The organism is Phenylobacterium sp., assembly GCF_035539035.1.
GTDB lineage: Bacteria > Pseudomonadota > Alphaproteobacteria > Caulobacterales > Caulobacteraceae > Phenylobacterium.
The window spans coordinates 1,041,806-1,065,807 of record NZ_DATLJI010000016.1 but is presented as its reverse complement, the minus strand read 5'-3'; the positions used below and the strand labels follow the sequence as shown (position 1 = coordinate 1,065,807).

Genomic DNA, 24,002 nt, shown 5'->3' with positions numbered 1-24,002 from the left:
GCGTCCGTCCCCCAACCCCAAAAACCCAGAGCGGCAGGCAAATCAGCCCCGCCCGCCGCTAGGCAAGAATTACCGGGGTCTTGGTAAACGGGGCTTTAAGAAGGTCCTTCCGGGGGCGGATCAGCGGCGCCTGCGACATTCCGCGCAACATCTTGAGCCACAAAAGAAAACGCCCGCCGCCGGGGTCGGCGACGGGCGTTCTGCCAAGCAGGGGTTAACGGCCTCAGCCGCTCCAGGGGCTGAGCGCCCCCCACAGTCCCAGCACCACCGAGAAGGCCGCGTAGACCAGGACCGTGACCGTGAAGAAGGCCTTGCGCAGGTGGGTCCAGGAATCCACGCGCCGGCCGCCGCGCCAGATCGCCGGCAGGGCGATGATGGTGGTCAGCGTCAGGGCCGCAGCCACCAGGGCGCAGGCCGAGGCGGTGATCAGCAGCGCGCCGGGCCAGCGATAGATGATCTGCGAAACGTCGCCGGTCTTGGTGGCCCACACCGCCAGCAGGGCCATCGAGATCAGCCACAGGCCGGCCTGGATGTTCTGCACCAGGGCCGCGCGGGCCTGGATGGCGTTCTCGCGGAACTCCCGACGGTTGCGCAGGAAGATGCCCCCCAGGGTGGCGATGGCCGCGAAGGCGGTCAGGGCGGCCAGCACCGCCAGAACCGGCGGCCGGCGCCAGAACGGCGCGCGCTCCATCCGCGCGCCGCCGAAGGTCGGCAGGTAGCCCGTGGCCTTGCCGTCGCGCATGACGAAGGCGATCCGCTGGTCGCCGTCCGTCGCCACGAAGCGGCCCTGCGAGAGCGGCCCGTCGGGGACCCAGGTGCGTACGCCCTCGCCCGAGCCGGTGACCAGCCGGCCGGCATCGGTGACCGAGACCTCGCCGCCGCCGATCAGCGAGGTGACGAAGCCCTCGAGGCCCGAATAGGCTCGCCGGCTGGTGAGATAGTGGCCGGTGAACATGCCCGCCTGCCGCACGAGCTCCGGCGAGCCGGGGCGCGGGAACGTATGGGGCGCGGCGTAGAACTCGCGCACCAGCCGGTCGGGGAAGCGGGCGGCGAGCTGGGCGCCGGTCTCGGTGTTGGTGGAGATGAAGATCCCGAGGTTCAGCGCCGGGACCGTCACCATGTTGGAATGGAAGAAGATGGTGTCGCCGCCATGCCCGAAGCCGCGGTAGCCGCCCGGCAGCTCGTAGATCATGAAGCCGTGGGCCCAGCCGTTGATGCCGGTGGGCGTCGGCCGAAGCGGCCTGCGGAAGGCCTGCGCGGTGCGCGGGCTGTAGATCGCCACGCCGTTCAGCTGGCCGCCGTTCAGCAGGGCGATCATGTAACGGGCCATGTCGGCCGCCGTGGACGAGGCCGCGCCGGCCGGGGCGATCTGGCCCACGTACTCGAAGCCGCGGCGCTCGAAGCCCGCTGGCGTCCAGCGGTAGGCGTCGGAAACGTCGGCGGCCAGCGCCGCGGGCATCGGCCCGGGCAGGCCGCGCTTGGCCTCGCGCGGCTCGCGGAAGGTGGTCCGGCCCATGCCCAGCGGGGTGAAGATCTCGTCTTCCACCTGCTGCTCGAAGGGCTTGCCGCTGACGTAGGTGACCGCCTGGCCGGCGAGGCCCACGCCGTAGTTGGAATAGGTCGAGACCACGCCGGGCGCGGCGACGCGCCGGGGCCGCTCCTGGCGCAGGTAGAGCTCGAGCGGCCGGACGCGGTCGGGATCGCCCTCGAACAGGTGGCCCAGCGCGCGGTCCTCAAAGCCCGGGGAGTGGTCCATCAGGTTCTGCACCTGGACGTCGCGCTGATAGCCCTGGTCGCGGACCCGCACCTTCTCGGGCAGGTAGAGGTTGATGGGCGCGGTCAGGCGGATGCGGCCCGCCTCGACTTCCTTCATCAGGGCGATCCAGGTGAAGGTCTTGGAGATCGAGCCCAGGCGGAACAGGGTCCGGTCGGGGTCCACGGGCCTGCGGGGGTCGAGGTCGGCGAAGCCGTAGCCCTTCTTCAGCACCACCTGGCCGTTCTGCACCACCGAGACGGTGACGCCGGCGATGTGCTCGCGGCCCATGGCGTCCTTCACCATGCCGTCGACGAAGGCTTCCAGTTCGGCGGGCGGCAGGGCCTGGCCGGCAGAGAGGCGTGCGCCCGTCACCGTCGTCGGCTGGCGGGCCAGGGTGGGAACGGCGCCGGCGACGGCCGGCCCCGGGGCGGCGGTCGTTGCGGCGGACGCGGCGCCTGCGGCGGGGGCCGTGGCGGCTGGCGCCGGGCGGCTCGCCGCCTTCGGCTGCGGCCGGCGCTGCGGTCGGATCTTGGTGTAGGGGACGGGCGCGTCGGGCAGGTCGACGGCCGGCGCGGGCGCGGCGGGCGCCGGATCCTGGGCGACGGCGGCCGGCGCGGCGACGAGCAGGGCCAGCGCGGCGACGGCGGCTTTGACGATGGACCGCTTCAAGGAAACCCCGTCTCGACTTTGATTTTATGGAACCTTGCCCAGGTGTAGGGCGCAAAGTGAGTCCTTCAAAGCCGCCGCGGTCGCGTCAGTTTGGCTGGGCGTGCGATGGCGGGGGGCCGCCTCAGGGGCCGGTGCTGAGCGTCCGGGCCGGGGCCGCCGGCGTCGGCGCAAAGGCGTAGAGCGGCAGGAGCGGCCTAAGCGCGGGGCCGACCCAGAGCTGCGGCTCGGACGGCGGCTTCATGCCCTCCTTCTGCTCGCGATCGGCGACGCAGGCCTGGACGGCCCGCCCGAGCCCCGCGAAGTCCCGGGCCCGGGGCGCCGACTGCAGGAAGCAGTCGTCGAAATAGGGGTACTTGTCGGCCTCGCCGCAGCCGAACGAGCTGCGGTCCCGCCGCGCGGCGGTGAGGACCATCCGGTTCGGGGCGGCGAGCGCCGGCACGAAGACGCCGGAGAAGCAGGCGGAGATCACCACCACGGTCGGGCGCTCGCCGCAGGTGCGGTCGACCATGGTCCCCAGCACGCGGGGCGGCAGGACGCGCTCGTCCACCAGGACCCCGCTCGGGTCGCCATGCGAGGTGACATAGAGCAGGCATCCGCCGCTCGTGCGGGCGGTGAGGTCGCTCATCGAGGCGTAGATCGCCTCCAGGTCGGACTTCGCCGGGCGGCTGTCGCGGTAGCGCTCGGGCCGCACGGAGAACTGGCGAAGATTGTCGCGCTGGAAACCGACGCGCTCCAGGGCCTGGGCGACGTCGCGGCGGGCGTTGTCGAAAGTCTCGGTGGGGCCGCCGTTGTGGGCCCGCCAGTCCCCGGCCACCACGATGGCCGCCCAGTCGGAGAAGGAGCCGGCCTGGGCGGCGGGCGCCGTCCCGAGCCAGAGGCCCGCGAGGAGCACAACCAGCCGGGACAGCCCACGGGTCATTTCTTGTAGTTGGCGAACGGCGTGGGGATCGCCGTTCCCGTGGCCTTGGCGAGCAGCCGGCCGTCCGGGTCGTAGAGCTCCCCCTCGGTGAAGGCGACCTGCCGGCCCCACTTCACCACCTTGCCGATCCCCTTGATCTTCCCGGGCATGCCGGGCCGGAAGAAGCTGGTCTTCATCTCCAGGGTCGGCGCGACGGCCGTCATCCCGGACGCCACCATGCAGGCGACGCTCATGCACTCGTCCAGCATGGCGCAGAGATAGCCGCCCTGGATCTGCTTCATGGGGTTGAGCAGGAGTTCGGCGCGGGCGTCGAACTCCACCTCCACGCTGCGCTCGGCCTGGCTCACCGCCACCATCCGGAAGCCCAGCGTCTGGGAGCCGGTGGGCTGGTTCTTCGTGCGCAGGAAGCGCTGGAGGATGTCGCCGTCGGTCAGGGTGTCCGCGGTGGGGGCGTCGCTCATCCGCGGGCTCACTTCTTCCGGAACTGGTCCAGGGACACGATCTTCGCCTCGCCGTCGCCCTCGGCGGCCGGCGCGGGGGCGGCGGCCTCGGCCGGGGCGGGCAGCGGCGCGACCTTGGCGTCCGTCGCCGCCGCGGCCGGCGGCTCGAACTGCAGCAGGAACTGCACGGACGGGTCGTAGAACCGGGTCACCGCGGCGTACGGGATGGAGAGCCGCTTGGGCTGGCCGCCGAACTGCAGGGTCACCGAGAAGAAGGTCTCGCCGGGGGCCAGGTCCCAGTACTGGTGCTGCAGGACGATGGTCATCTCGTCCGGGTACTTGCCCAGGAGGTCCGCGGGGCCCGAGACGCCCGCCGCGTCGGTCTTGAAGGTGATGTAGAAGTGGTGCGCCCCGGGCAGCCCCTCGGGCGCGGCCGCCCGCTTCAGCGCGGCCTTCACGACGCCACGCAGGGCGTCCTGAGCCAGCGCCTCGTAGTGCATCAGGTCCTGGGACGGCGGGTCCTGGGCCATGGGGGCTCCGAAACTTTACGCAATTGCGAAAGGTAGCGTGTGAGCCAGAACGCGCAAGGCGGCGCAAGGGCCCGGATGCAAAGAAGGCGGCCCCCTCGGGGAGCCGCCTTCCGGAATGAGGTGGAGGGATTCTGTTGCCAGGCTCCCTCCCGGCCCCGCCTGAGGATCTGAACCCCCAGGACTTAGGTCGGATTTCTACCGCACCGCATTACGCGGCGAGGCGGACTTCCTCAGCGAAGTTATCGTTCGCATTTAGTTTAAAGACCCGAAGCGGTGGGTCAGGCCGAGAGAAAGCAACACCTTTACACGTCTGTCGATGCTGATCGGCCCCGTACTTCCAAAGCCAAGAACTTGGCTCCCCGGCGATAACCCGGAAGGATTTTGGTGGAGCCGCCGGGAATCGCACCCGGGTCCAGTCCGCTTATTGCGTGCGCGTTTATCTCCATAGTCGGGCGAACCCGACGCAGAGGAATATAGGGACCGAGGGTTAGGATTTGAAGACCGCATCGTCCCTTTTCGCCGTTGGCGAAGCGTGGACGGCGGCGCCGTTTGCGTGAACGGCCGCGCCGGCTTCGTCGGCGGACTCACGGCCGGGCCGCCTCGCCGCCACACTCGCACGCATCGGATTTCCCTGGAGTTTTCCCCGATGCGCAACCTCGCCTACGCCGCCCGTCCGCTGTTCAACGACCTGGCGTCCAGCCTGTTCTTCGCCGCGCTCCTGGCGCTGGGCGCCGACGCCATGACGGCGACCCTCTGGGCCATCGGCTTCGGCGTCGCCCATGTGGTCCTGTGGAAGGCGCTGAAGAAGCCGATCGCCCCTCTCCAGTGGGCGAGCCTCGGCCTCGTCCTTGTGTTCGGGACCGCGAGCCTGTTCTTCCACGACCCGCGCTTCCTGATGGCCAAGCCGTCGATCATCTACCTGATCGTCGCCGCGGTGATGCTGAAGCCGGGCTGGATGCTGCGCTACATGCCGCCGATCGCCGCCGGCCATGGCGAGCGGACGATGGTGGTGTTCGGCTTTGTCTGGGCGGGGCTGATGGTCTTCAGCGCCGGCGCGAACCTGGTGGTCGCCGTCTGGGCCCCGGAGCACTGGCCGCTCTACAAGGCCACCTTCCCCATGACGTCCAAGCTCGCCCTGTTCGCGATCCAGTACGCGACGGTGCGCGCGGTGGTCCGCCGCAAGATCATGGCCGCGGGGCAGCCGCAGGCGCAGGCGGCGTAGCCGGGGGCTCGGCGGTCTCCGGCGGCGGCTCGAAGGCGGGCGCCTGCGGGCGGGCGAGAGGATCGGGCTTCAGTGTCCCGCCGTCGCGCAGCAGGCTCTCGTACATCCGTCGCGCCGAGGCGTAATCCGCTCCGCCCGGGAAGATCACGTCGAAGCGGGGCTCGTGGCCCAGGGCGGCGCCCAGCACCGGTTCGATCGCGTCGGCCACCTGTCCGATCTCGGCGCTGTCGCAGGCCCGGCGCAGCGCCACCGACCGGCCGGGGACCACCAGGGTCAGGTCGTAGGAGGTGCCCTCCACGCAGACCGCCTCGGAGGCGCCGCCGCCCTCCTGCACCCGCACCTCGCGCGGCGCGGTCCACATCGGATGCTGGCGGAGCGCCAGGAACCGTTCGGCCGAACCGGCCGGCAGTTCGCGATCGAAGCCGATCCGCCGGGCGATCCCGGCTTCGCAGCAGGCGAGGCCCGCACGGGCCTGGACGAAGGCGTCGCCGTCGCGCCGCACGGTCACCCGCACCACGCTCTGGCGCACGCTCTGCGACGGGCGGATCCACAATTCCAGGATCATCTCCTGGCCGCGCAGCACCTGCCACTGCAGGGGCATCAGGCCCCAGAGCCGGTAGGTGGGCGGGTCCACCCCGTTGTCGATGGCCACGGTCCGCTCGCCGCGGCCCAGCCGGCGGCCGCCCAGCGGATCAGCGGCCTCGGACGGCTTCGGCCACTTGTCCTCCCACCAGGTCTTCGGGTCGGGTGGCGGGAAGGGCCAGATGGCCGCCTCGTGCGGCGGCAGGTTCTCGGGCGCGGGCGCGACGGGGACCTGGCCCTGCGGCGTTCGGCGCAAGCCGAACAGCTGCGCCTGGGCCGGCAGGGGGGGCGTCGCGGCGGTGACGAGGGCGATGGCGAGGCAGGCGGCGCGCACGCAGGCGGTCTCCTTCAAGAAGCCGGCCCCCGCCCGCCAAACATCCTACCGCCGGGAGAGGGTTCCCTAGAAGACCTCGACGCCGCGCTGGATCGACAGGACGCCGGTGCGCGAGACTTCCACGAGACCGAGCGGCCGCATGAGGTCGATGAAGCTGTCGATCTTGGAGGGCGCGCCGGTCACCTCGAAGACGAAGCTCTCGTGGGTGGTGTCGATCACCCGGGCGCGGAAGATGTCGGCCACGCGCAGCGCCTCGACCCGGTCGGGGCCCGTGCCGCGCACCTTCACCAGGGCGAGCTCCCGCTCCAGGCCGTGCGGGTCGCGGGTGATGTCCTGGACGTGGCGGGTGGAGACCATCTTCTCCAGCTGGGCCTCGATCTGGCCCAGCACCTGGCGGGTGCCGCGGGTGACGATGGTGACGCGGCTGGTGTGCGCCTTCCGGTCGGTCTCGGCGACGGTCAGGCTCTCGATGTTGTAGCCGCGCGCCGCGAACAGCCCGACCAGCCGGTGCAGCACGCCCGGCTCGTTGTCCACCAGCACCGCGAAGGTGGCCAGGCTCTCCGGCTCCTCGTCGTGGGCCAGGTCGTACACGGAAGCGGGCTGGGCGTCGGTCATGGTCGTTCCTCTTGCCGCAGGAGGTGTCACAGGAGCCGCCCCGCCGCAACCGGAGCGTTGCTTCCGCGCCACATCCGGCGGCGCATGGTTAGCGGGCTACAGGCTTGGCCTTGCGCGGCTCCGGCGGATCATGGGAAACGGCCGGCTCCAAATACGAGAGTTCGCCGAATGACGATGCGCAACGCAGATACAGGTTGGGGCCGCTTCCGCGGAACCGCCTTTGCGCGCCTCGTCCCAACGGCCGCCGCGCGCACCGCCCACTCGATCTGATCCCGCGGCCGCTCCCCAGAGAGGCGCGTCCGCGCCTCCCGACGGGAGCCTTCGATGTTCAAACGGACCCACGGCGTCGCCCCCGCCCTCGTGAAGGTGGGGCCGACGTCCCTCCTGACCCTGGTGGCGGGCGACTTCGCGCCGGCCGTGGACCGGCTGTGGCCCGCGCCGCACGCCGCCTTCGTGACCGCGCCCGCCGCGCGGCGCCACCTCGTCTGCCTGGCGCTGGCGCTCGGCGTGCGGGACCCGGCGCTGCACGAGCGTCTGCTGACCGATCGGCTGCGGCGCGCGATTCCCGCCGCCGTGGGCGAGCCGCCGCCCGGTCTCGAGCGGGCGCTTGGCCGGATGGGCGAGGTGGCCTGGGCCGCCGAGGACTACCGCATCCTGCTGCGGGTGCTCGGCGCGCCGAGGGCCGCCAAGGCCCTGCGCCACGCCGCGGTCATCGAGGCCGACGTCGTGCGCCGCCTCGCGGCGCTGCCGGAGCCGATGGGCGAGGCGGCGCACCTGGCGCTGGAGCTGACCGAGGACGGTGTCGGCGCCCTGCGTGAGGCCTATGCCGCCCTGCGGCTCCGCTCCGGCGAGGCGGCGGCGGCGGCGGCGGCGGCCCGCTGGGCGCGGAGCGGATCGGCCCGGGCGATGTTCGAGGCGGTCCGCGACGACCTCGCGCCCGAGCCCCTGGCCCCGCCGCACCCGGGCACCGCGCGGCTGAAGCCGCTCGGCAGCAAGGCGGAGATCCGCGCGGTCGCCCGGCGGTTCCGCAACTGCCTAGCCGACCGCGTGCCGCACGCGGTCACCGGCTGGTCCGCCTACTACCTGTGGGAGGGCCCGCCGGCGGGCGTGGTCGAGGTGACCCGCGACCACATCTTCGGCTCGCGGCTGGAGGAGGCGCGGCTGGCCGACAACGCCGCCGTGCCCGAGCCGGTGCGCGACGCCATCGCCGGCGAGCTCGCCCTCATGGGCGTGCACGTGGGCCGCAGCGGGTGGGAGCTCGACCGGGCGCTCAGCGTGGACGTGGGCCGGACCTATGCCCTGCGTCCCGCCGAGGAGGTCATGGCCGAAGCCTTCGGCGAATGACCGCGGCCGCGCTTGCCACGGGGACATCGGCCGCCAACATGGGGCCGATGTCCTCGCTTCGCATGCCCCAGAGCCTCGTCCGGCGCCTCGGCGTCGACACCGGTGAGGCCGTGCTGCGCTATGAGCTCCTGGAGGAGCAGGCGCATGCGCTCGGACGCTCGGGCCGGAAGGTGGAGGTCGCGCTGGCCGCCCTGCGCGACCATCCCGGCGGGGAGGGGCGGGCCGAGGCGCTGAAGGCGGCCGCCGACGCTGTCTGGGGCTTCCTGGTGCAGCGGGAGGTCATGGGGCTGCGGGACCGGCAGGCGATCATCGAGCAGTACGCCATCCCGCGCGAGGTGCTGAACCGGATCGGGGCGCGCTGAGCTGCGCGCTCAAATCCCCGCGAGGCCTGCGCGGCGGCCGAAGAACGGTGGTATCGTCGGGGCGTCCTGAACGAGGGGTTGACCCATGTCCCCACTCCGCATGCCGCAGGGCCTGAGTGAGCCACAGCACGTGGACACCGGCGAGGCGGTGCTTCGTTTCGAACTCCTGGAAGAGCTGGACGGCGGGCTCGCCCGCTGCGAACGGCGGCTCGAGGCGGCGCTGGCCGCCCTGGAGGCCGAAGCCGACGGGCCGGAGCGAAGTCGCAGGCTCGATGAAGCGGCGGACGCGGCGTGGCGGCTGATCGTGCAGCACGAAGCCTGCGACGTCTGTGACCACCGCGACCTGATCGCGCGCTACCACATCCCGCCGGAGGTGCTGGGACGGGTGGGCGCGATCCGGCCGGCGCCGCACGCCTGAACTAGGCCGCGCGCACGTCGCCCGTGCTCTGCGGCGCCTCGGCAGGCTCCAGCCACCAGAGGGAATCGCGAGAGGCCTGCGGCGCGTCCTCGGCATGGGTCATCAGCCGACCGTCGCGGATCGGGCTGGCGTTCGCCGGAACCGGGCTCGTCCGCTCATGGCCCAGCCGGCGGCCGCGGAACGCCCAGGACTCGAAGCGCATCGCAAGGCCCGTCCCCTGACCGTTTGGAAGCGGCAGGACCAGGGTCTCGGCGATCCAGCAGACATGGGCCTCCTCGATGAGGTCGGGCCCGGTGCCGGTGAGGCGCACCTCGCCGTCCTGGAAGGCGCCGAGCAGCAGCGGCGCGTGCGCCCAGTAGGCGTACTTGTCCGGGTTCTCGGGCATGCCGGGCACGGCGGTGTCCACGGCCGCCAGGCTGACCATCCGGCGGGCGGGATGGCCGCCCTCGATCTGGCCGTAGTCCTGCATGAACCAGAGGCGCGAGAGGCCCGCGCCCGGGCGCGTCCAGACCTCGGGCTCGGCCCGGTCGCGCCGATAGCCCATCCGGCCCTGGTCGCCGAACGGATGCTCGAGATATTCGTAGCCGTTGCGGAAGTAGCAGTAGCTGCCCGTAGTCATCCGTTTCCCCATTGGATGCTGCGCACGCGCGTGGAGGACCGCGCGGAGCGCACGGGTTGAAGCCAGGAACTGACGTGACTGTCAGGCCCCCCTCCCCAGGAGCGCCGGGGCCAATGGGTAAGGTGCGTCGGTGTCGCAGCCTGTGACCTAGGTCACAGGCGCCACGATGGCGCCGGTCGCCCGGACGATCTCCCCCGGCGCGAGACGCACCTGCAGCCCGCGCTGCCCGCCGTTCACGAACACCTCCGGCAGGGCGGCCGCGGCCGCATCGAGCACGGTGGGCGCGGGCTTCTTCTGGCCGAACGGGCTGACCCCGCCGACCCGGTAGCCGGTGAGCCGTTCGGCGTCGGCGGGCTTCATCATCTCGGCGGACTTCGCCCCCAGGGCGGCGGCGAGCTTCTTCATGGCCACCTCGCGGTTGGACGCCAGGATCACGCAGGCGGGTTTGCCGTCGGCGCGCACCATCAGGGTCTTCAGCACCTCGCCGGGCGGAACGCCCAGGGCCTCGGCCGCCTGCAGCCCGACGCGGTCGGCGCCGGGATCGTAGGCGTAGGTGGCCAGCGTGTAGGCCACTCCGGCGCGGTCCAGCGCCAGGGTGGCGGGCGTGGTCTTCGACATCGACGTCCGTGGGCGATCAGGCGGTCTTCTTGCCCATCAGGGCGAACATCGCCCCCTGTGGGTCCGTCGCCTGGACGATCCAGTCGCCGCCGGGCACCTCCATGGGGCCGTTCAGCACCTGGCCGCCGCCGGCCTTCACGCGGTCCGCCCCCGCGTTGATGTCGTCCACCACGAAATAGTAGAGCCAGGCTGGGACCGGGAATTCGGCCGGCATGGTCATCATGCCGCCGACCTGCCCGTCCTGGTTGGCGAACAGCCGGTAGGGGCCCATCGGGCCCATGTCGACGTCGTCGTCCTTCCGCCAGCCGAACATCTGCGAGTAGAAGGCGAAGGCGCGCTCCAGGTCGGCGGCGTAGAACTCGCGCCAGCCGGCCGTGCCGGGACTGCCCGGCGCGGGCATGGGCGGGGTCTCGTCCATCGGCGCGGGCGTCATCACCGCGATGGCGGCCCCGCCGGGATCGGCGATCACCGCGAAGCGGCCGACGCCCGGGATGTCCATGGGCTCCATCTCGACCGAACCGCCCAGCGCCTTCACCTTCTGGACGGCGGCGTCCACGTCGTCGACATCCACATAGGACGACCAGTTCGGCGGCACGCCGGCCGACTTCAGCTCGTCCGACAGCGCCATGAAGCCCGCGACGCCCGGCCCCGGCCCGGCGATGGTGTACGACATGCCGCCGCCGTCCATCTCCTCGAACGTCCAGCCCAGGAGCGGGCCGTAGAAGGCCTTCGCCCCGGCCACGTCGGGGGTCATCAGCTCATACCAGATGAAACGGCCGTGGTCGGACATGGGCGCCTCCTTAGCTGAGGCGCCCATCCTAGACCCGCCGCCGCGTCAGTTGAATGACCGCGTCAGACCAGCCGCTTGCCGGCGTCGTCGATGATCGAGCCAAGGTCGCGCGCCTCCTCGGCCATGATCATCTCGTTGTGCGCCTTGCCCGAGGGGATCATGGGGAAGCAGTTCTCTTCCTTGGTCACCCGGCAGTCGAAGATCACCGGCCGGTCGACGTTGATCATCTCGCGGATGGCGTCGTCCAGCTCGTCCGGGTGCTCGGCGCGCAGGCCGACGCAGCCGTAGGCCTCCGCCAGCTTCACGAAGTCGGGCAGGGAGGAGGAATAGGAGTGCGAGTAGCGCTCGCCGTGCAGCAGCTGCTGCCACTGGCGCACCATCCCCATCCACTCGTTGTTGAGGATGAAGATCTTGATCGGCAGCTCGTACTGCACCGCCGTGGACATCTCCTGCATGGTCATCAGCACGCTGGCGTCGCCGGCGATGTCGATGACCAGGCTCTTCGGGTGCGCCATCTGCACGCCGACCGCGGCCGGCAGGCCGTAGCCCATGGTGCCCAGGCCGCCGGAGGTCATCCAGCGGTTCGGCTCCTGGAAGTGGTAGAACTGGGCGGCCCACATCTGGTGCTGGCCCACCTCGGTGGTGACGTAGACGTCCCGGTCCTTGGTCAGCTCGTAGAGGCGCTGGATGGCGTGCTGCGGCTTGATCAGCTTGGCGTCGGGCCGGTAGCGGAACGAGTCCCGCGCCCGCCAGGCCTCCACTTCCTTCCACCAGTCGGCGAGCGCCTGCTGGTCCATCTTCAGCTTCCGCTGCTTCCAGACGGCGATCAGGTCCTCCAGCACGGAGGCCGCGTCGCCGACGATGCCGATGTCGGCGCGCACGTTCTTGCCGATCGACGAGGCGTCGATGTCGATGTGGATCTTGCGCGACGTGGGCGCGAAGGCGTCGAGGCGGCCGGTCACCCGGTCGTCGAAGCGCGCGCCGATGGCCACCATGACGTCGCAGTCGTGCATGGCGTTGTTGGCCTCGAACGAGCCGTGCATGCCGACCATGCCCAGCCACTGGCGGTTCGAGGCCGGGAAGGCGCCCAGGCCCATCAGCGTCGAGGTGACCGGCGCGCCGGTCAGCTCCGCCAGTTCGCGCAGCAGCGCCGAGGCCCGGGGGCCGGCGTTGATCACGCCGCCGCCGGTGTAGAGGATCGGCCGGCGGGCCTTGGCGATCATCGCCGCGGCCTCGGCGATGCGGGCCGCGTCGCCCTTCACGCGCGGGGCGTAGTTGTGGCTGTGCTTCACCTCGGCGGGGCCCTGGTAGACGCCCTTGGCGAACTGCACGTCCTTGGGGATGTCGATGACGACGGGGCCCGGCCGCCCGGAGGTGGCGATATGGAAGGCCTCGTGGATGATCCGGGGCAGGTCGGCGACGTCCTTCACCAGGTAGTTGTGCTTGGTGCAGGGCCGGGTGATCCCGATGGTGTCGCATTCCTGGAAGGCGTCGGTGCCGATCAGGTGGGTCGCCACCTGGCCGGTGATGACGATCATCGGGATGGAGTCCATCAGGGCGTCGACGATGCCGGTGACGGCGTTGGTCGCGCCGGGTCCGGAGGTCACCAGGACCACGCCGCACTTGCCGGTCGAGCGGGCGTAGCCCTCGGCGGCGTGGGTCGCGCCCTGCTCGTGGCGGACCAGGACGTGCTGCAGCCGGGGCTCGGCGAAGAGCGCGTCGTAGATCGGCAGCACCGCGCCGCCCGGATAGCCGAACAGGACCTCCACGCCCTGGTCGAGGAGGGCGCGCACGACGATCTCGGCGCCGGAGAGGGTCTGGGTGTCGGCTTCGATGGTCTGGTGGGCGGTCATGGCGGCGAGCCTTCGGGGCGTTTCGAGCAATAAAAAAGGCCCGCGGGGGGCCTGGTTACGAGCGACCGGTCGGTCCTGACGCGTCGTCAGTCCGTCTACGGTCGCCCTACGAGTACAAGAATGGTGCGCACGGGTGTTCTTCCAAACTGGAGGATCAGGGCTTTCGCATGCTCCTAAGGAGGCGTCAAGCCGGGTTCCGGCGCAATAAACTGCCTCCACTGTGCCTCGGGGTCCTCGCCTTCGATGCGTCGCCAGCCGGCCATCTGGCCGCGCATCCAGGTCATCTGACGCTTGGCGTAGCGGCGGGTCTCCTGCTGGGCGCGGGCGATGGCCTCGGCGAGGGTCGTTTCCCCCCGGAGATGGGCCGCGAACTCGCGCACGCCCACGGCCTTCATCGCCGGCAGGTCGGGAGCCAGGTTGCGGGCCATGAGCGCCGCCACCTCGTCCAGGGCGCCCTGCGCCACCATGGCCTCCAGGCGCGCGTCGCAGCGGGCGTAGAGCGTCGCGCGCGGCGGCTCGAGCGCGGCCGCCGTCCAGCTCCCCTCGGGAATGGCCGGATCACCGGTGCGCTGCCAGTCGGTGAGCGGCGCGCCCGTGGCGGCGAACACCTCCCAGGCGCGGACCAGCCGCTGGCGGTCGCCTGGCGCGATGCGGCCCGCCGCGGCCGGATCATGGGCGGCCAGCCGTTCGCGGAAGGCGCTCTCCCCGAGGCGCCCGAACTCGGCCTCGGCCGTCGAGCGCGCCTCGGCCGGGATCTCCGGCACCTCGGCCAGCCCCCGCGTCAGGGCCCGGAAGTAGAGCCCGGTGCCGCCGACCACGATGGCGTGGCGCCCCCGGCCGCGGATGTCCGCCAGGACGTCGGTCGCCGCCCGCAGCCAGCGGCCCACCGACCAGCCCTCCGCCGGATCGACCGTCCCGAACAGGTGATGCGGCGCCCGGGCCGTTTCCTCGGGGGACGGGCCGGCGGTGAGCACCCGCAGTCCCTGATAGAGCTGCATGGAGTCGGCGTTGACGATCTCGCCGCCCGTCGCCTCCGCCAACCGCAGGGCGAGCGCCGACTTGCCGCTTGCCGTGGGGCCGGCGATCAGCCAGATGCGGGGCTCCATGCAGATCGCCTTCACCTACGTCGTTCCGCCCAGCTCGGCGGCCTACACGCCCAATCTCAAAGCGCTGGCCAAGGCAAGTGTCGTCGACAACAGGTTCCTGGCCGACAGCGACACCTTCGCCGAGGATTTCGTGCTCGAGGTGGCCGACGCCGACGCCTTCCGGGCGGAGCTGGCCGAGGATCTCGCCGACATCCCCGTCGACTGGTGCGTGCAGCCGGCGCAGGGCCGCCGCAAGCGGCTGCTGGTGGCCGACATGGATTCCACCATCATCAACGTCGAGTGCCTGGACGAGCTCGCGGACTACGCGGGGCTGAAGGCGGAGATCGCCGAGATCACCGAGCGGGCGATGCGCGGCGAGCTGGAGTTCGAGGGCGCCCTGCGCGAGCGGGTAGGGATGCTGAAGGGGCTCGCCACCACCGCGTTGCAGAAGGCCTATGACGAGCGCGTGCGGCTGAACCCCGGGGCGCGGGCCCTGGTGCGGACCATGGCGGCGAACGGCGCGCGCTGCGTGCTGGTCTCGGGCGGCTTCACCTTCTTCACCAGCCGGGTGGCGCAGGCGGCGGGCTTCCACGCCAACCGCGCCAACACGCTGAACGAGGCCGACGGAGCGCTCACCGGCACGGTGGGCGAGCCGATCCTCGGGCGCGAGGCCAAGCTGGCGGCGCTGGAGGAGGAGGCCGCGTCCCTGGGCCTCGACCTTTCCCAGACGCTCGCGATCGGCGACGGGGCGAACGACCTGGCCATGATCAAGGCCTCGGGCCTTGGCGTCGCCTACCGGGCCAAGCCGGTGGTCGCCGCCGAGGCCCACGCCAAGGTGGACCACGGCGACCTGACCAGCGTGCTCTACTTCCAGGGCTACGCCGCCGACGAGTTCGTGGCGGACTGACGCCATGAGCCTCCCGCGCCCGGTCAAGGCGGTCGTGTTCGACATGGACGGCCTGCTGGTGGACACCGAACGGGTCTACTGCGAGGCGCTGACGCTCACCTGCCGGGACATGGGCCACGAGTTGCCCGAGACGGTGCTGCACCGGATGATCGGCCACATCTGGCTGGGCAGCGCGGTCGTGCTGCGCGAGCACTTCGGCGAGGCCTTCGACACCGACGAGCTTCGCCGCCTGTCGACCGAACGGTTCTACGAAATCGTCGAGGCCGAGGTGGCGCTGAAGGCCGGCGTGCTGGAGGTGCTGGACGAGCTGGACCGCCAGGGGCTGCCGCGGGCCATCGCCACCTCGTCGCGCCGTCACGACGTGGAGCATCACATGAGCGCCCACGGCCTTCTGGACCGGTTCCACGCGATCCTGGCCAACGGCGACTATCCGCGGCCCAAGCCCAACCCCGATCCCTACCTGAAGGCGGCCGAGGCGCTGGGCGTCGCGCCTGAGGACTGCCTGGCGCTGGAGGACAGCCACAACGGCGTGCGCGCCGCGGCCGGGGCGGGGATGATGACCATCATGGTGCCGGACCTGCTGCATCCCACCGAGGAGATGCACGCGCTGTGCGTCCGCATCGCCCGCGACCTGCACGAGGTCCACGACCTGCTGCGGGCGCAGGGCTAGCGGGTCAGCTCGGCCAGGCCCCCGCGCGCCACCAGGGCGGCGTAGGTGCGGTTGACCTCGGCCTCGTTCAGGCTCGCGAGCGCCCTCTCGATCACCTTGCGCCGGCAACGGTAGGCATAGGCCCGTGCGCGGGGAAACATCGGGCTCTCCACATGGGCGCAGGCCTCGCGGGCCGAGCCGGCGAGCCGGCGGAGCAGGATCCGCGCGCCTTCTTCGGTCGAGAGGTCGAGGTCGGCGCGCCAGATGCGGACCTCGACCGGCTGCGGCCCGTCAGCCGCGGCGGCGTGGGTCGCGGCCAGGAAGGCGAGGGCGGCCAGGGACATGCGCAGCATGGGTTCATCTCCAGACTACATGCGTAATCTGAGGCGAGGCTACGCCGGAAATTACAAACGTCAACCGATTAGCGAAGATCGATCCAGTAGCGGCGGCCGAGCGCGCCTTCGACCCACAGGTGCGGGATGATCTGCTCCAGCACGCCGCCGTTCTTCTCGATGACCCGCCGGGAGGCGAGGTTGTCCTCCGCGACCGTGAGCATCACCCGGTCGAGCGGCAGGGTTTCCCGGCACCAGGCGAGCGCGCCGGCGAGCATGGCGCTGGCCACGCCCTGGCCGCGCGCGGAGGGGCGCACCGCATAGCCGATGTGACCGCCCCACGTCGCGAGCATGTCGTTCAGCCGGTGGCGCACGCCGACCGAGCCCAGGAAGCGGTCGCCGTCCACGGCCCAGAAGTGGGTCTCCGGCACCCGCTCGCCGAGGGACCCGTCGGGCAGGACGATGGTGGTGGGAGGGGTCAGCAGCTGGCGGACGAACGCCTCGGGCTCCGCGGCGATCGCCTCGATGGTCTGGGGCGTCTCCGCCCGCAGGTTGTCCCGGGAATAGCCCTCGCGCATGGCCTCCACGAAGGAGGCCATCCAGCGGAGGTCCGGCCGGACGAGCGGGGACGTCACCGGCGGCCGCCGGAGGGCCCCTGCTCGAAGTAGCGGAAGAAGGCGCTGTCCGGGGACAGGACCATGGTGGTCTCGCCCTGGCCGAGGCTCGCCTCATAGGCCTGCATGGACCGGTAGAAGGCCGCGAAGGCCGGGTCCTTGCCGTAGGCCTGGGCGAAGATCCGCGTGCGCTGGGCGTCGCCCTCGCCTCGGGTGGTTTCGCCGAGTTCCTGGGCCTGGGCGAGCGTGATGGTCACCTCCCGGTCCGCCGAGGCGATGATCTCGCGCTTCTGCTGCTCGCCGACGGCGCGGATGCGGGCGGCCTCCTGCTGCCGGTCGGTCTGCATCCGGCGGTAGACGGCGGCCTCGTTGGTCTCCGGGAAGTCGGCGCGGCGGATGCGCACGTCGATCACCTCGATGCCGAGGCGCGAGATCTGCGCCCGACGCGCCACGTCCTGGCGGGCGAGCTGCATCAGCTGGCCGCGGCGACCGGCGATGATCTCCCTCTGGGTGGCCGAGCCCAGCACCTGGCGGAGCGAGGAGTTCACCAGCCGCTCGATCCGGTCCGTGGCGGTCCGCTCGTCCCGCAGGGTGCGGTAGAAGGCCAGCGGGTCGGAGATGCGGTAGCGGACGAAGGCGTCGACCACGAGCCGCTGGCGGTCGGCGGTGAGGATTTCCTCCTGCTGCGACTCCAGCGCGATGTTGCGGCGGTCGAACTTGATCACGTTCTCGGCGAACGGGATCTTGGCGTTCAGGCCGGCGCCGTTGACGCCCGGCGGGTTGACCACGCGGACCGGGTTGCCGAGGCGGACGACGATGGCCTGCTCGCGCTGGTCGACCACGAACAGGGTCTGGCTCAGCAGGACCAGCGCGCCCACGGCGACGAGCAGATAGATCCAGAGGCGGCGGGTGTTCATCGGGCGGCCCTCGCGCCGGCTTCGGGCTGGACCTGGACGTCGGGGACGGGAACCGCGGCCGGAGCCGGGGCCGTGCGCGGCCGGAAGACGTCGGGCGGCAGGATGATCGGGGCCGAGGCGCCCTCGGAATCGACGATCACCTTGTTCGAACGGGCGAGCACGCGCTGCATGGTCTCGATGTAGAGCCGGTCGCGGGTGACGCCCGGCGCGCGGCGGTACTCGTTGTAAATGGCGTTGAAGCGCGCGGCGTCACCGGTCGCTTCGCGCACCGCCTGCTCGCGGTAGCCCTGGGCCGACTGGACGATCTTGGCCGCGTCGCCTCGGGCCTCGTTGACCACCCGGTTGCGGTAGGTGTTGGCCTCGTTGACGGCCGAGGCCTGGTCCTGCTCGGCGCTGTTCACGTCCCGGAAGGCGGCGATCGCCTGCTGCGGCGGGTTGGCGCTGCGGATCTGCACTTCCACGACGCGGACGCCCGCGCCCCACTGGTCCAGCGTGCGCTGCATCAGATCGGCGGTCAGGGTCTGCACCTGGCCGCGCTGGCGGGTCAGGACGTCGTCCAGCGGCATGCGGCCGACCACCTCGCGCATGGCGCTCTCGGCCACGGCCTTCACGGAGGCTTCCGGGTCGCGCAGGCGGAATACGAACTGGTCGGCGTCGGCCACGCGCCAGGTGACGCTGAAGTCCAGGTCGACGATGTTCTCGTCGCCGGTGACCATCAGGCTTTCCTGCGGCACGTCGCTCTCGCCCACGCCGCCGATGTCGACGCGCTGCAGGCTGGTGACGGGCACCTTCACCACGCGTTCGATGGGGAAGGGCAGGTGGTACTTGATGCCGGGGGACTCGTTGCGGGTGTAGGCGCCGAAGGTGGTGACCACCGCCTCTTCGTTGGGCTCGACCACATAGATCCCCGACAGCGCCCACAGCGCGAAGGCGCCGCCGGCGATGGCCACGATGGCGCCGGGGCGGACGCCGCCGCCGGGGCCGCCGAAGTAGCCGCCGAAGCGCCGGCGCAGGGTCTCGAAGCTGGCGTTGAGGTCAGGGCCAGGGCCGCCCGGGCGTTGCGGGCCGCGGGGGCCGCCCCCTTGCGGGCGCTTGGGCGGGGTGTCTCGGCGGTCGCCGTCGTCCCCCGGCGAGCCCCACGGGCCGGGGTTGGCGTTGTCGTTCCAGGGCATCAGGCAGGTCGCGTCTTGGTCAAGGTTGTTGTTTTCGTGTCCAGGCGCGGCCGTGTCGGGCAAGCCCCCATGGGCTTGTAAACCGGCGCAGTCAGCCGGATATGAGACCCCTTCCCGGGCAAAGCAAGACAAAGGGGCGTCATGAGCGAACCGGCCGGACCGCAACGGGCCGTGATCCTTGAGGCGCTGGACCACGTCCGCGACCCGAAATCGGGCCAGGGCCTGGCCGCGGCCGGCCTCGTGCGCGGCCTGGTGGTGCGCGGCGACCGGGCGGCCTTCATGCTGGAGGTGGCCCCCGCGGACATCGAGCTCTACGCCCCCGTGCGCGACGCCGCGGAGCGGGCGCTGGCCGCCGTTCCGGGCGTGGGCCGGGCGCAGGTGATCCTGACCTCCGAGGGGCCGCCGCCCGAGCTGAAGACCGCGCCCCGCCGCGCCCGCGTCTCCGACGATCCGCAGGCCAGGCTCGGGAACATGCCCGAGGCCGAGAAGCCGCCCCACGTCAGGAAGGTCATCGCCGTCGCCAGCGGCAAGGGCGGGGTGGGCAAGTCCACGGTCGCGGTGAACCTGGCCGCCGCCTTCGCGGCCCTAGGCTACCGGGCCGGCCTGCTCGACGCCGACATCTACGGACCGTCGGCGCCCACCATGCTGGGCATCGAGGAGGCCGAGCCCACCTTCGACGCCGACAAGAAGCTGAACCCTGTGGAGGCCTGGGGCCTGCAGGTGATGTCCATCGGCTTCATCGTCGAGCCGGGGACGGCCAACATCTGGCGCGGGCCCATGGCCTCGTCGGCCCTGCGCACCCTGATGGGCTCCAACTGGGGGACGGCCGAGGCGCCGCTGGACGTGCTGGTGATCGACCTGCCGCCCGGCACGGGCGACATCCAGCTCACTCTCGTGCAGCGCCTGAAGCTCGACGGGGTGGTGATCGTCTCGACCCCTCAGGAGATCGCCCTGATCGACGCGCGGCGCGCGGCCGCGATGTTCTCCAAGACCGGGGCCGAGATCCTGGGCGTGGTGGAGAACATGGCCTACTTCCCCGATCCCGCGACCGGCGCCCCGATCCCGATCTTCGGCCAGGGCGGCGGCAAGGCCGAGGCGGAGCGCCTGGGCGTGCCGCTGCTGGCCGAGATCCCCATCGACATCGCGCTTCGCCAGGGTTCCGACGAGGGCCGGCCCCTGGTCGCCACCGCGCCGGAGAGCCCGGCCGCCCAGGCCTTCCTCAGGATGGCCGAGCGGCTGGCGTCCCGCTAGGCCGGGGCCTTCCTATTCGGCGGGCGTGGCCGGCCCGGGCTTCGGGCTATGCGGCGGGCCGGGCGGGCGAGGCGCCTCGCGCTCCTCGCCGGTGAGGCTGACCAGCGCGCCCGAGAGGTCGAGCACGGCGTCGCGCTCCTCGAGCTGGCGGCGGACCTCGGCGGCGCGCTCGGCGGTGAGCCGATAGCCGATCAGGCACGCCGCCCCCAGCATCACGAAGAACACCGGCCCGACGACGAACGACAGCATCAGGGCCTGGATCGCCTCCGGCGTGTTGCGCTGGCCGAGTTGCGGGTCGTAGCCCATCCGCGAGAGTACGCCGAAGGTGAGGAAGATCGAGACGCCGGCGGCGATCTTCGTGGTGAGCGTGGTCATGGCATAGAGCAGGCCGCTGCGCTCCTTGCCCTGCTTCAGCCGCATCTCGTCGGCCACGTCGGCGGTCATCGCGCGCGTGAGCACGTTGAAGCCCTGCGCCATGAAACCCGTGAAGAAGAGGGTCGGCAGCGAGGCCAGAACGCTGCCCTTGGGCAGGAAGGGCAGGCTGATCAGCAGCAGCGAATAGGCGGCCGCGATCAGCATCACGGTCCGGTGCTTGCTGATCCGGGTCGCCAACCAGGCCAGGCACGGCGCGCCGGCGATGCCGGCCAGGATGTAGACCAGCAGCAGGATGTTCGCCTGGCCGGCCGTGAACTGCATGTAGTCGCGGCTGTAGAGGATGTAGAGCGCCGCCATCCAGCCGGGCCCCAGGGAGACCATCAGGTCCACCAGCAGGATGCGCGACATGTTGCGGTCGGTGACGATCTCCAGGTAGTCGCGCAGCCGGAACCGCTGCCCGGGGACTTCCTTGGTGATCGTCTCGGGGGTGCGCCAGACCACGATGGCCACCGCGATCGGGGCCAGCACGATCAGGTACCAGACCATGGCCCGGACGCCCTGAGCCTCGCCGTAGCCGAGCTGTTCCATGACGATGGGTATGGCGAGCACGGTCACCGCGCCCAGCACGCCCACGGCGGCCATCACCCCGAACAGCCGCGCCCGGTCGTCGTAGGACCTGGCCAGCGTCGCGGCCCAGGCGTGGTGGGAGAGCATCAGGATCGAGACGCCCAGGTACATCACCAGGAGCCAGGTGATCAGATAGCCGCTGCCCACGCCGCGTCCGGCGGTCAGCAGCATGTAGAGGCCGAGCATCAGGAACGGCGCGCCCAGCAGGGTCCAGAGGCGGTAGCGGCCGAACCGGCTGCGGGTGCGGTCCATGCCGAGGCCGAGCGCCACCTCGATGGGCACGTCGATCAGCCGGACCGTGCCGAAGGCCGCGGCGACGACAGCCAGCGGCACCCCGATGTTGGCGGCGAAGTAGGCCGGCAGGTGAACGGCCACGGCCAAGCCCAGCGCCGACAGCGGCAGGCTGGTGGCGGCGAAGGCGAGCGCCGTGCCCAGCGGCAGGCGGCTCGTCGCCGGGGCGCCGGCGGGGCGGGTCACGACGGCCGGTTCGCCGGCGCCAGGTCCTCGCCGGTCAGCGACTCGAGGCTGGCGGCCGGATCGAGCAGGGTGTCGCGCTCCTCCAGCTTGCGCCGGATCTCGGCGTGCCGGTCGGCGCTCAGCCGATAGCCGATGAAGCAGGCGCCCGCGGCCATGACGAAGACGATCGGGCCGACGATGTAGGCGATCTCCAGTCCGCGGATCGCCTCCGGCGTGTTCACCGACCCGGCCTGGGCCACATAGCCCACGGCGGCCAGGACGTTGAAGGTCAGGAAGATGGCGCCGGCGGTGGCGAGCTTCGAGGTGGCGGTGATGCCGGCGTACATCAGCCCCATCCATTCCCGGCCGCTGTCGAGCCGGAGCTCGTCGGCGATGTCGGCGCAGATCGCCCGGATCATCACCGTGAAGCCGGCGGCCATGGCGCCGACCAGGAACATGATCGGCGCGAACGCCAGGAAGTTTCCGGCCGGCAGCAGCGGCACGACGATCAGGCCCAGCGAATAGATGCTGGTGTTGACCATCAGGGCGCGGTGCTTGCTCAGGCGGTTGGCGAGCCAGGCGGCGAGCGGCGCGCCCGCGAAGCCGGCGACCACGTAGATCAGCAGCAGGAGGTTGGCCGCCGCCGTGTCGAAGCCGCGGCTGTCCTTGAAGTAGAAGAGGTAGAGGGCCGCCATCCACCCCGGTCCCAGGGTCACCAGCAGGTCGGCGGCCAGCAGGCGGATGACGTTGCCGCGGCTGAACAGGGCGGCGTAGTCCTTCAGCGCGAAGTGGGAGCCGTGGTCGCGGGCGATCCGCTCGGGCGAGGTCGCCACCACCAGGATGCAGGTGAGCGCGGTGCTGCCGATGATGAACCAGATCATCGCCTGCACGCCCTCGGCGTCGGTCGCGCCGGCCTGGGTCATGACCACCGGGATCAGCAGGACCGCGATCGCGCCGATGACGCCAAGGCCGGTGATGGCCCCGAACACCCGGGAGCGTTCCTTGTAGGTGGCGGCGAGCCGCCCGGCCCAGGCGAGGTGGGAGAGATAGATGCCGGAGTAGCCGACATACATCACCAGCAGCCAGGCCCCGAGGTAGACCGCGCCCACCCCTTCGGGCGAGATCAACAGCATGTAGAAGCCCAGCATCAGCACCGGCGCGCCCACCGCCATCCAGATGCGGTAGCGGCCGAAGCGGGTGCGCGTCCGATCCATGGCCAGGCCCATCAGGGCGTCGATCGGGATGTCGATGAAGCGGACGAGGGCGAAGACGGTCCCCACCACGGCCAGCGAGAGGCCCAGCTCGGCGGCGAAGTAGCGGGGCAGGTGCACCGTGGCCGCCAGCACCAGGGCGCCCACGGGAATGCTGGCGCTGGCGAAGGTCAGCACAGCCGGAAGCGAGAGTGCGCCATCGGGCGCGGCCTTGTTGCCTGGGACCACCGGCATTCGTCCTCCGTCATGCGTCTCTCAACGGACGCTGGGGCTTAGGTTACGCGCGTTCACCTGCGCTTCGGCAAGCGGTTTTGGATTGCAGATGCGAAACGGGCGGCCCCGAGGGGCCGCCCGCCATGGTTGCGCGCAACGGCGTCGGCGGCGGCTCAGCCGCCCTGCATCTTGCGGAAGAACTTCTGGGTCTGCTCGCCGCCATTGACGTAGGCCTTGGCCCCCGCCTCGTCGGTGATCTTGGCCCAGTTGTCGCGGACCGCTTCCACCGAGGCGTTGGCGCCCAGGTAGACGCCCTCGGTCTCGACGATACGCGACAGGGCGAAGGCGCCGGCGCCGGCGGTCAGGATGGCGCCGGTCGGCGCCTCTTCCGAGCAGAGGAAGACGACGCCCGGCGTCACATACTCGGGCTTCAGCTGCTCGAGGATGGCCGGCGGCATCAGGTTCTCGGTCATCCGGGTCGCTGCCACCGGGGCGATGGCGTTGACGTGGATGTTGTTCTTCTGGCCCTCGAGCTTCAGCGTGTTCATGAAGCCGATCAGGCCGAGCTTGGCCGCGCCGTAGTTGGACTGGCCGAAGTTGCCGTAGAGGCCCGACGACGACGTGGTCACCACGATCCGGCCGTAGTTCTGCTCGCGCATGATCTCCCAGACGGCCTTGGCGGGCTTCACCGTGCCGAACAGGTGGACGTCCACCACCACCTGGAAGTCGCCGAACTCCATCTTGGCGAAGGTCTTGTCGCGCAGGATGCCGGCGTTGGCGACCAGGATGTCGATCCGGCCCCAGGCGTCCATGGCGTCCTTGACCATCCGCTGCACGCCGGCGTCGTCGGTGACGGAGGAGCCGTTGGCGATGGCCTCGCCGCCGGCCGCCTTGATCTCCTCGACGACCGCGTTGGCCGCATCCGAGCCGCCGCCCGAGCCGTCCACCGAGCCGCCCAGGTCGTTGACCACCACCTTGGCGCCGCGCCGGGCGAGTTCCAGGGCGTGCTGGCGGCCGAGGCCCCCGCCCGCGCCGGTGACGATGGCCACTTTGCCGTCGAAGCGGATGTCCGCCATGTGCTGATCCCCTCTGGAACAGGTGTTCGAAGTCGGCGCCTTGTGC

The 24,002-nt window shown here is 71.3% G+C and carries 24 protein-coding genes, 1 other RNA gene and 1 pseudogene; 7 read left to right on the top strand and 19 right to left on the bottom strand.

Translation table 11 applies throughout. The features are described 5' to 3' along the window. Nucleotides 1-223: 223 nt before the first annotated feature. The 5 genes from VM685_RS19170 to ssrA form a co-directional block, all read right to left on the bottom strand. On the bottom strand, nucleotides 224-2,425 hold the full coding sequence (locus VM685_RS19170) for a serine hydrolase domain-containing protein (RefSeq protein WP_325461777.1): 2,202 nt from the start codon (nucleotides 2,423-2,425) through the stop codon (nucleotides 224-226). Nucleotides 2,426-2,546: 121 nt separating this feature from the next. Then, the gene (locus tag VM685_RS19165) at nucleotides 2,547-3,344 is read right to left on the bottom strand and encodes a C13 family peptidase (protein WP_325461776.1); all 798 of its coding nucleotides are present in this window, start codon (nucleotides 3,342-3,344) and stop codon (nucleotides 2,547-2,549) included. Next, nucleotides 3,341-3,805 carry a PaaI family thioesterase gene (locus VM685_RS19160; protein ID WP_325461775.1) on the bottom strand — a complete coding sequence of 155 codons (465 nt, stop codon included), beginning with the start codon at nucleotides 3,803-3,805 and terminating at the stop codon, nucleotides 3,341-3,343. The genes VM685_RS19165 and VM685_RS19160 overlap by 4 nt, the downstream gene beginning before the upstream one ends. Nucleotides 3,806-3,813: 8 nt before the next feature. Further along, a complete protein-coding gene (locus tag VM685_RS19155) occupies nucleotides 3,814-4,314 on the bottom strand; it encodes an SspB family protein (RefSeq protein ID WP_325461774.1) in 501 nt (166 codons plus the stop codon). A 119-nt stretch (nucleotides 4,315-4,433) separates the two neighbouring features. Beyond that, nucleotides 4,434-4,817: a transfer-messenger RNA gene (gene ssrA / locus VM685_RS19150) on the bottom strand. A 143-nt stretch (nucleotides 4,818-4,960) separates the two neighbouring features. Between ssrA and VM685_RS19145 the strand changes: the two genes are divergently transcribed. After that, entirely contained in the window at nucleotides 4,961-5,536 is a 576-nt protein-coding gene (locus tag VM685_RS19145; RefSeq protein ID WP_325461773.1) for an inner membrane-spanning protein YciB, read from the top strand. On the opposite strand, the gene VM685_RS19140 is transcribed toward VM685_RS19145, so the two are convergent. Both VM685_RS19140 and ilvN read right to left on the bottom strand, forming a co-directional pair. Further along, the gene (locus tag VM685_RS19140; RefSeq protein ID WP_325461772.1) at nucleotides 5,499-6,470 is read right to left on the bottom strand and encodes a hypothetical protein; all 972 of its coding nucleotides are present in this window, start codon (nucleotides 6,468-6,470) and stop codon (nucleotides 5,499-5,501) included. The genes VM685_RS19145 and VM685_RS19140 overlap by 38 nt on opposite strands. 48 nt (nucleotides 6,471-6,518) lie before the next feature. Then, nucleotides 6,519-7,067, bottom strand: coding sequence for an acetolactate synthase small subunit (gene ilvN / locus VM685_RS19135; RefSeq protein ID WP_325461771.1), 549 nt, complete (start codon nucleotides 7,065-7,067; stop codon nucleotides 6,519-6,521). 324 nt (nucleotides 7,068-7,391) lie between these two features. Between ilvN and VM685_RS19130 the strand changes: the two genes are divergently transcribed. The 3 genes from VM685_RS19130 to VM685_RS19120 all read left to right on the top strand — a co-directional run bounded on the left by VM685_RS19130 (nucleotide 7,392) and on the right by VM685_RS19120 (nucleotide 9,191). Continuing rightward, nucleotides 7,392-8,411 carry a hypothetical protein gene (locus VM685_RS19130; protein ID WP_325461770.1) on the top strand — a complete coding sequence of 340 codons (1,020 nt, stop codon included), beginning with the start codon at nucleotides 7,392-7,394 and terminating at the stop codon, nucleotides 8,409-8,411. Between the two features lie 47 nt (nucleotides 8,412-8,458). Next, nucleotides 8,459-8,773, top strand: coding sequence for a DUF6665 family protein (locus tag VM685_RS19125; protein ID WP_325461769.1), 315 nt, complete (start codon nucleotides 8,459-8,461; stop codon nucleotides 8,771-8,773). Between the two features lie 85 nt (nucleotides 8,774-8,858). Beyond that, the gene (locus tag VM685_RS19120) at nucleotides 8,859-9,191 is read left to right on the top strand and encodes a DUF6665 family protein (protein WP_325461768.1); all 333 of its coding nucleotides are present in this window, start codon (nucleotides 8,859-8,861) and stop codon (nucleotides 9,189-9,191) included. A 1-nt stretch (nucleotide 9,192) separates the two neighbouring features. Here VM685_RS19120 and VM685_RS19115 read toward each other — a convergent pair whose 3' ends face one another. From VM685_RS19115 to miaA, 5 genes are all read right to left on the bottom strand, one after another. Further along, complete coding sequence (locus tag VM685_RS19115) at nucleotides 9,193-9,810, bottom strand: hypothetical protein (protein ID WP_325461767.1); 618 nt, start codon at nucleotides 9,808-9,810, stop codon at nucleotides 9,193-9,195. A gap of 147 nt (nucleotides 9,811-9,957) precedes the next feature. Next, nucleotides 9,958-10,428, bottom strand: coding sequence for a Cys-tRNA(Pro) deacylase (ybaK, locus tag VM685_RS19110; protein ID WP_325461766.1), 471 nt, complete (start codon nucleotides 10,426-10,428; stop codon nucleotides 9,958-9,960). Nucleotides 10,429-10,444: 16 nt separating this feature from the next. Next, nucleotides 10,445-11,218: a VOC family protein gene (locus VM685_RS19105; protein ID WP_325461765.1), complete on the bottom strand. Its 774-nt coding sequence runs from the start codon at nucleotides 11,216-11,218 to the stop codon at nucleotides 10,445-10,447. A 62-nt stretch (nucleotides 11,219-11,280) separates the two neighbouring features. Next, nucleotides 11,281-13,071 (bottom strand): acetolactate synthase 3 large subunit, encoded by a 1,791-nt coding sequence (locus VM685_RS19100; protein WP_325461764.1) that lies wholly within the window; start codon nucleotides 13,069-13,071, stop codon nucleotides 11,281-11,283. 173 nt (nucleotides 13,072-13,244) lie between these two features. Then, entirely contained in the window at nucleotides 13,245-14,177 is a 933-nt protein-coding gene (miaA, locus tag VM685_RS19095; protein ID WP_325461763.1) for a tRNA (adenosine(37)-N6)-dimethylallyltransferase MiaA, read from the bottom strand. A 118-nt stretch (nucleotides 14,178-14,295) separates the two neighbouring features. Here miaA and serB point away from each other — a divergent pair. Next, nucleotides 14,296-15,063, top strand: a pseudogene (serB, locus tag VM685_RS19090) (phosphoserine phosphatase SerB); the annotation flags it as partial. Nucleotides 15,064-15,067: 4 nt separating this feature from the next. After that, a complete protein-coding gene (locus VM685_RS19085; RefSeq protein WP_325461762.1) occupies nucleotides 15,068-15,733 on the top strand; it encodes an HAD family phosphatase in 666 nt (221 codons plus the stop codon). Here the strand turns inward: VM685_RS19085 and VM685_RS19080 are convergent. The 4 genes from VM685_RS19080 to hflK form a co-directional block, all read right to left on the bottom strand. Beyond that, nucleotides 15,730-16,065, bottom strand: coding sequence for a UrcA family protein (locus VM685_RS19080; protein WP_325461761.1), 336 nt, complete (start codon nucleotides 16,063-16,065; stop codon nucleotides 15,730-15,732). The genes VM685_RS19085 and VM685_RS19080 overlap by 4 nt on opposite strands. Before the next feature lie 68 nt (nucleotides 16,066-16,133). After that, nucleotides 16,134-16,679, bottom strand: coding sequence for a GNAT family N-acetyltransferase (locus VM685_RS19075; RefSeq protein ID WP_325461760.1), 546 nt, complete (start codon nucleotides 16,677-16,679; stop codon nucleotides 16,134-16,136). After that, nucleotides 16,676-17,575, bottom strand: coding sequence for a protease modulator HflC (locus VM685_RS19070; RefSeq protein ID WP_325461759.1), 900 nt, complete (start codon nucleotides 17,573-17,575; stop codon nucleotides 16,676-16,678). Before VM685_RS19070 ends, VM685_RS19075 begins: the two co-directional genes overlap by 4 nt. Then, on the bottom strand, nucleotides 17,572-18,747 hold the full coding sequence (gene hflK, locus VM685_RS19065; RefSeq protein WP_325461758.1) for an FtsH protease activity modulator HflK: 1,176 nt from the start codon (nucleotides 18,745-18,747) through the stop codon (nucleotides 17,572-17,574). The genes VM685_RS19070 and hflK overlap by 4 nt, the downstream gene beginning before the upstream one ends. A gap of 141 nt (nucleotides 18,748-18,888) precedes the next feature. Here hflK and VM685_RS19060 point away from each other — a divergent pair, with 141 nt between their 5' ends. Then, nucleotides 18,889-19,998 carry an Mrp/NBP35 family ATP-binding protein gene (locus tag VM685_RS19060; RefSeq protein WP_325461757.1) on the top strand — a complete coding sequence of 370 codons (1,110 nt, stop codon included), beginning with the start codon at nucleotides 18,889-18,891 and terminating at the stop codon, nucleotides 19,996-19,998. A 12-nt stretch (nucleotides 19,999-20,010) separates the two neighbouring features. Here the strand turns inward: VM685_RS19060 and VM685_RS19055 are convergent, their stop codons facing one another. The 3 genes from VM685_RS19055 to VM685_RS19045 form a co-directional block, all read right to left on the bottom strand. Next, nucleotides 20,011-21,477: an MFS transporter gene (locus tag VM685_RS19055; protein ID WP_325461756.1), complete on the bottom strand. Its 1,467-nt coding sequence runs from the start codon at nucleotides 21,475-21,477 to the stop codon at nucleotides 20,011-20,013. Further along, nucleotides 21,474-22,901, bottom strand: a complete 1,428-nt coding sequence (locus VM685_RS19050) for an MFS transporter (protein ID WP_325461755.1) — start codon at nucleotides 22,899-22,901, stop codon at nucleotides 21,474-21,476. Before VM685_RS19050 ends, VM685_RS19055 begins: the two co-directional genes overlap by 4 nt. Nucleotides 22,902-23,053: 152 nt before the next feature. After that, the gene (locus tag VM685_RS19045) at nucleotides 23,054-23,956 is read right to left on the bottom strand and encodes an SDR family NAD(P)-dependent oxidoreductase (RefSeq protein WP_325461754.1); all 903 of its coding nucleotides are present in this window, start codon (nucleotides 23,954-23,956) and stop codon (nucleotides 23,054-23,056) included. Nucleotides 23,957-24,002: the final 46 nt, after the last annotated feature.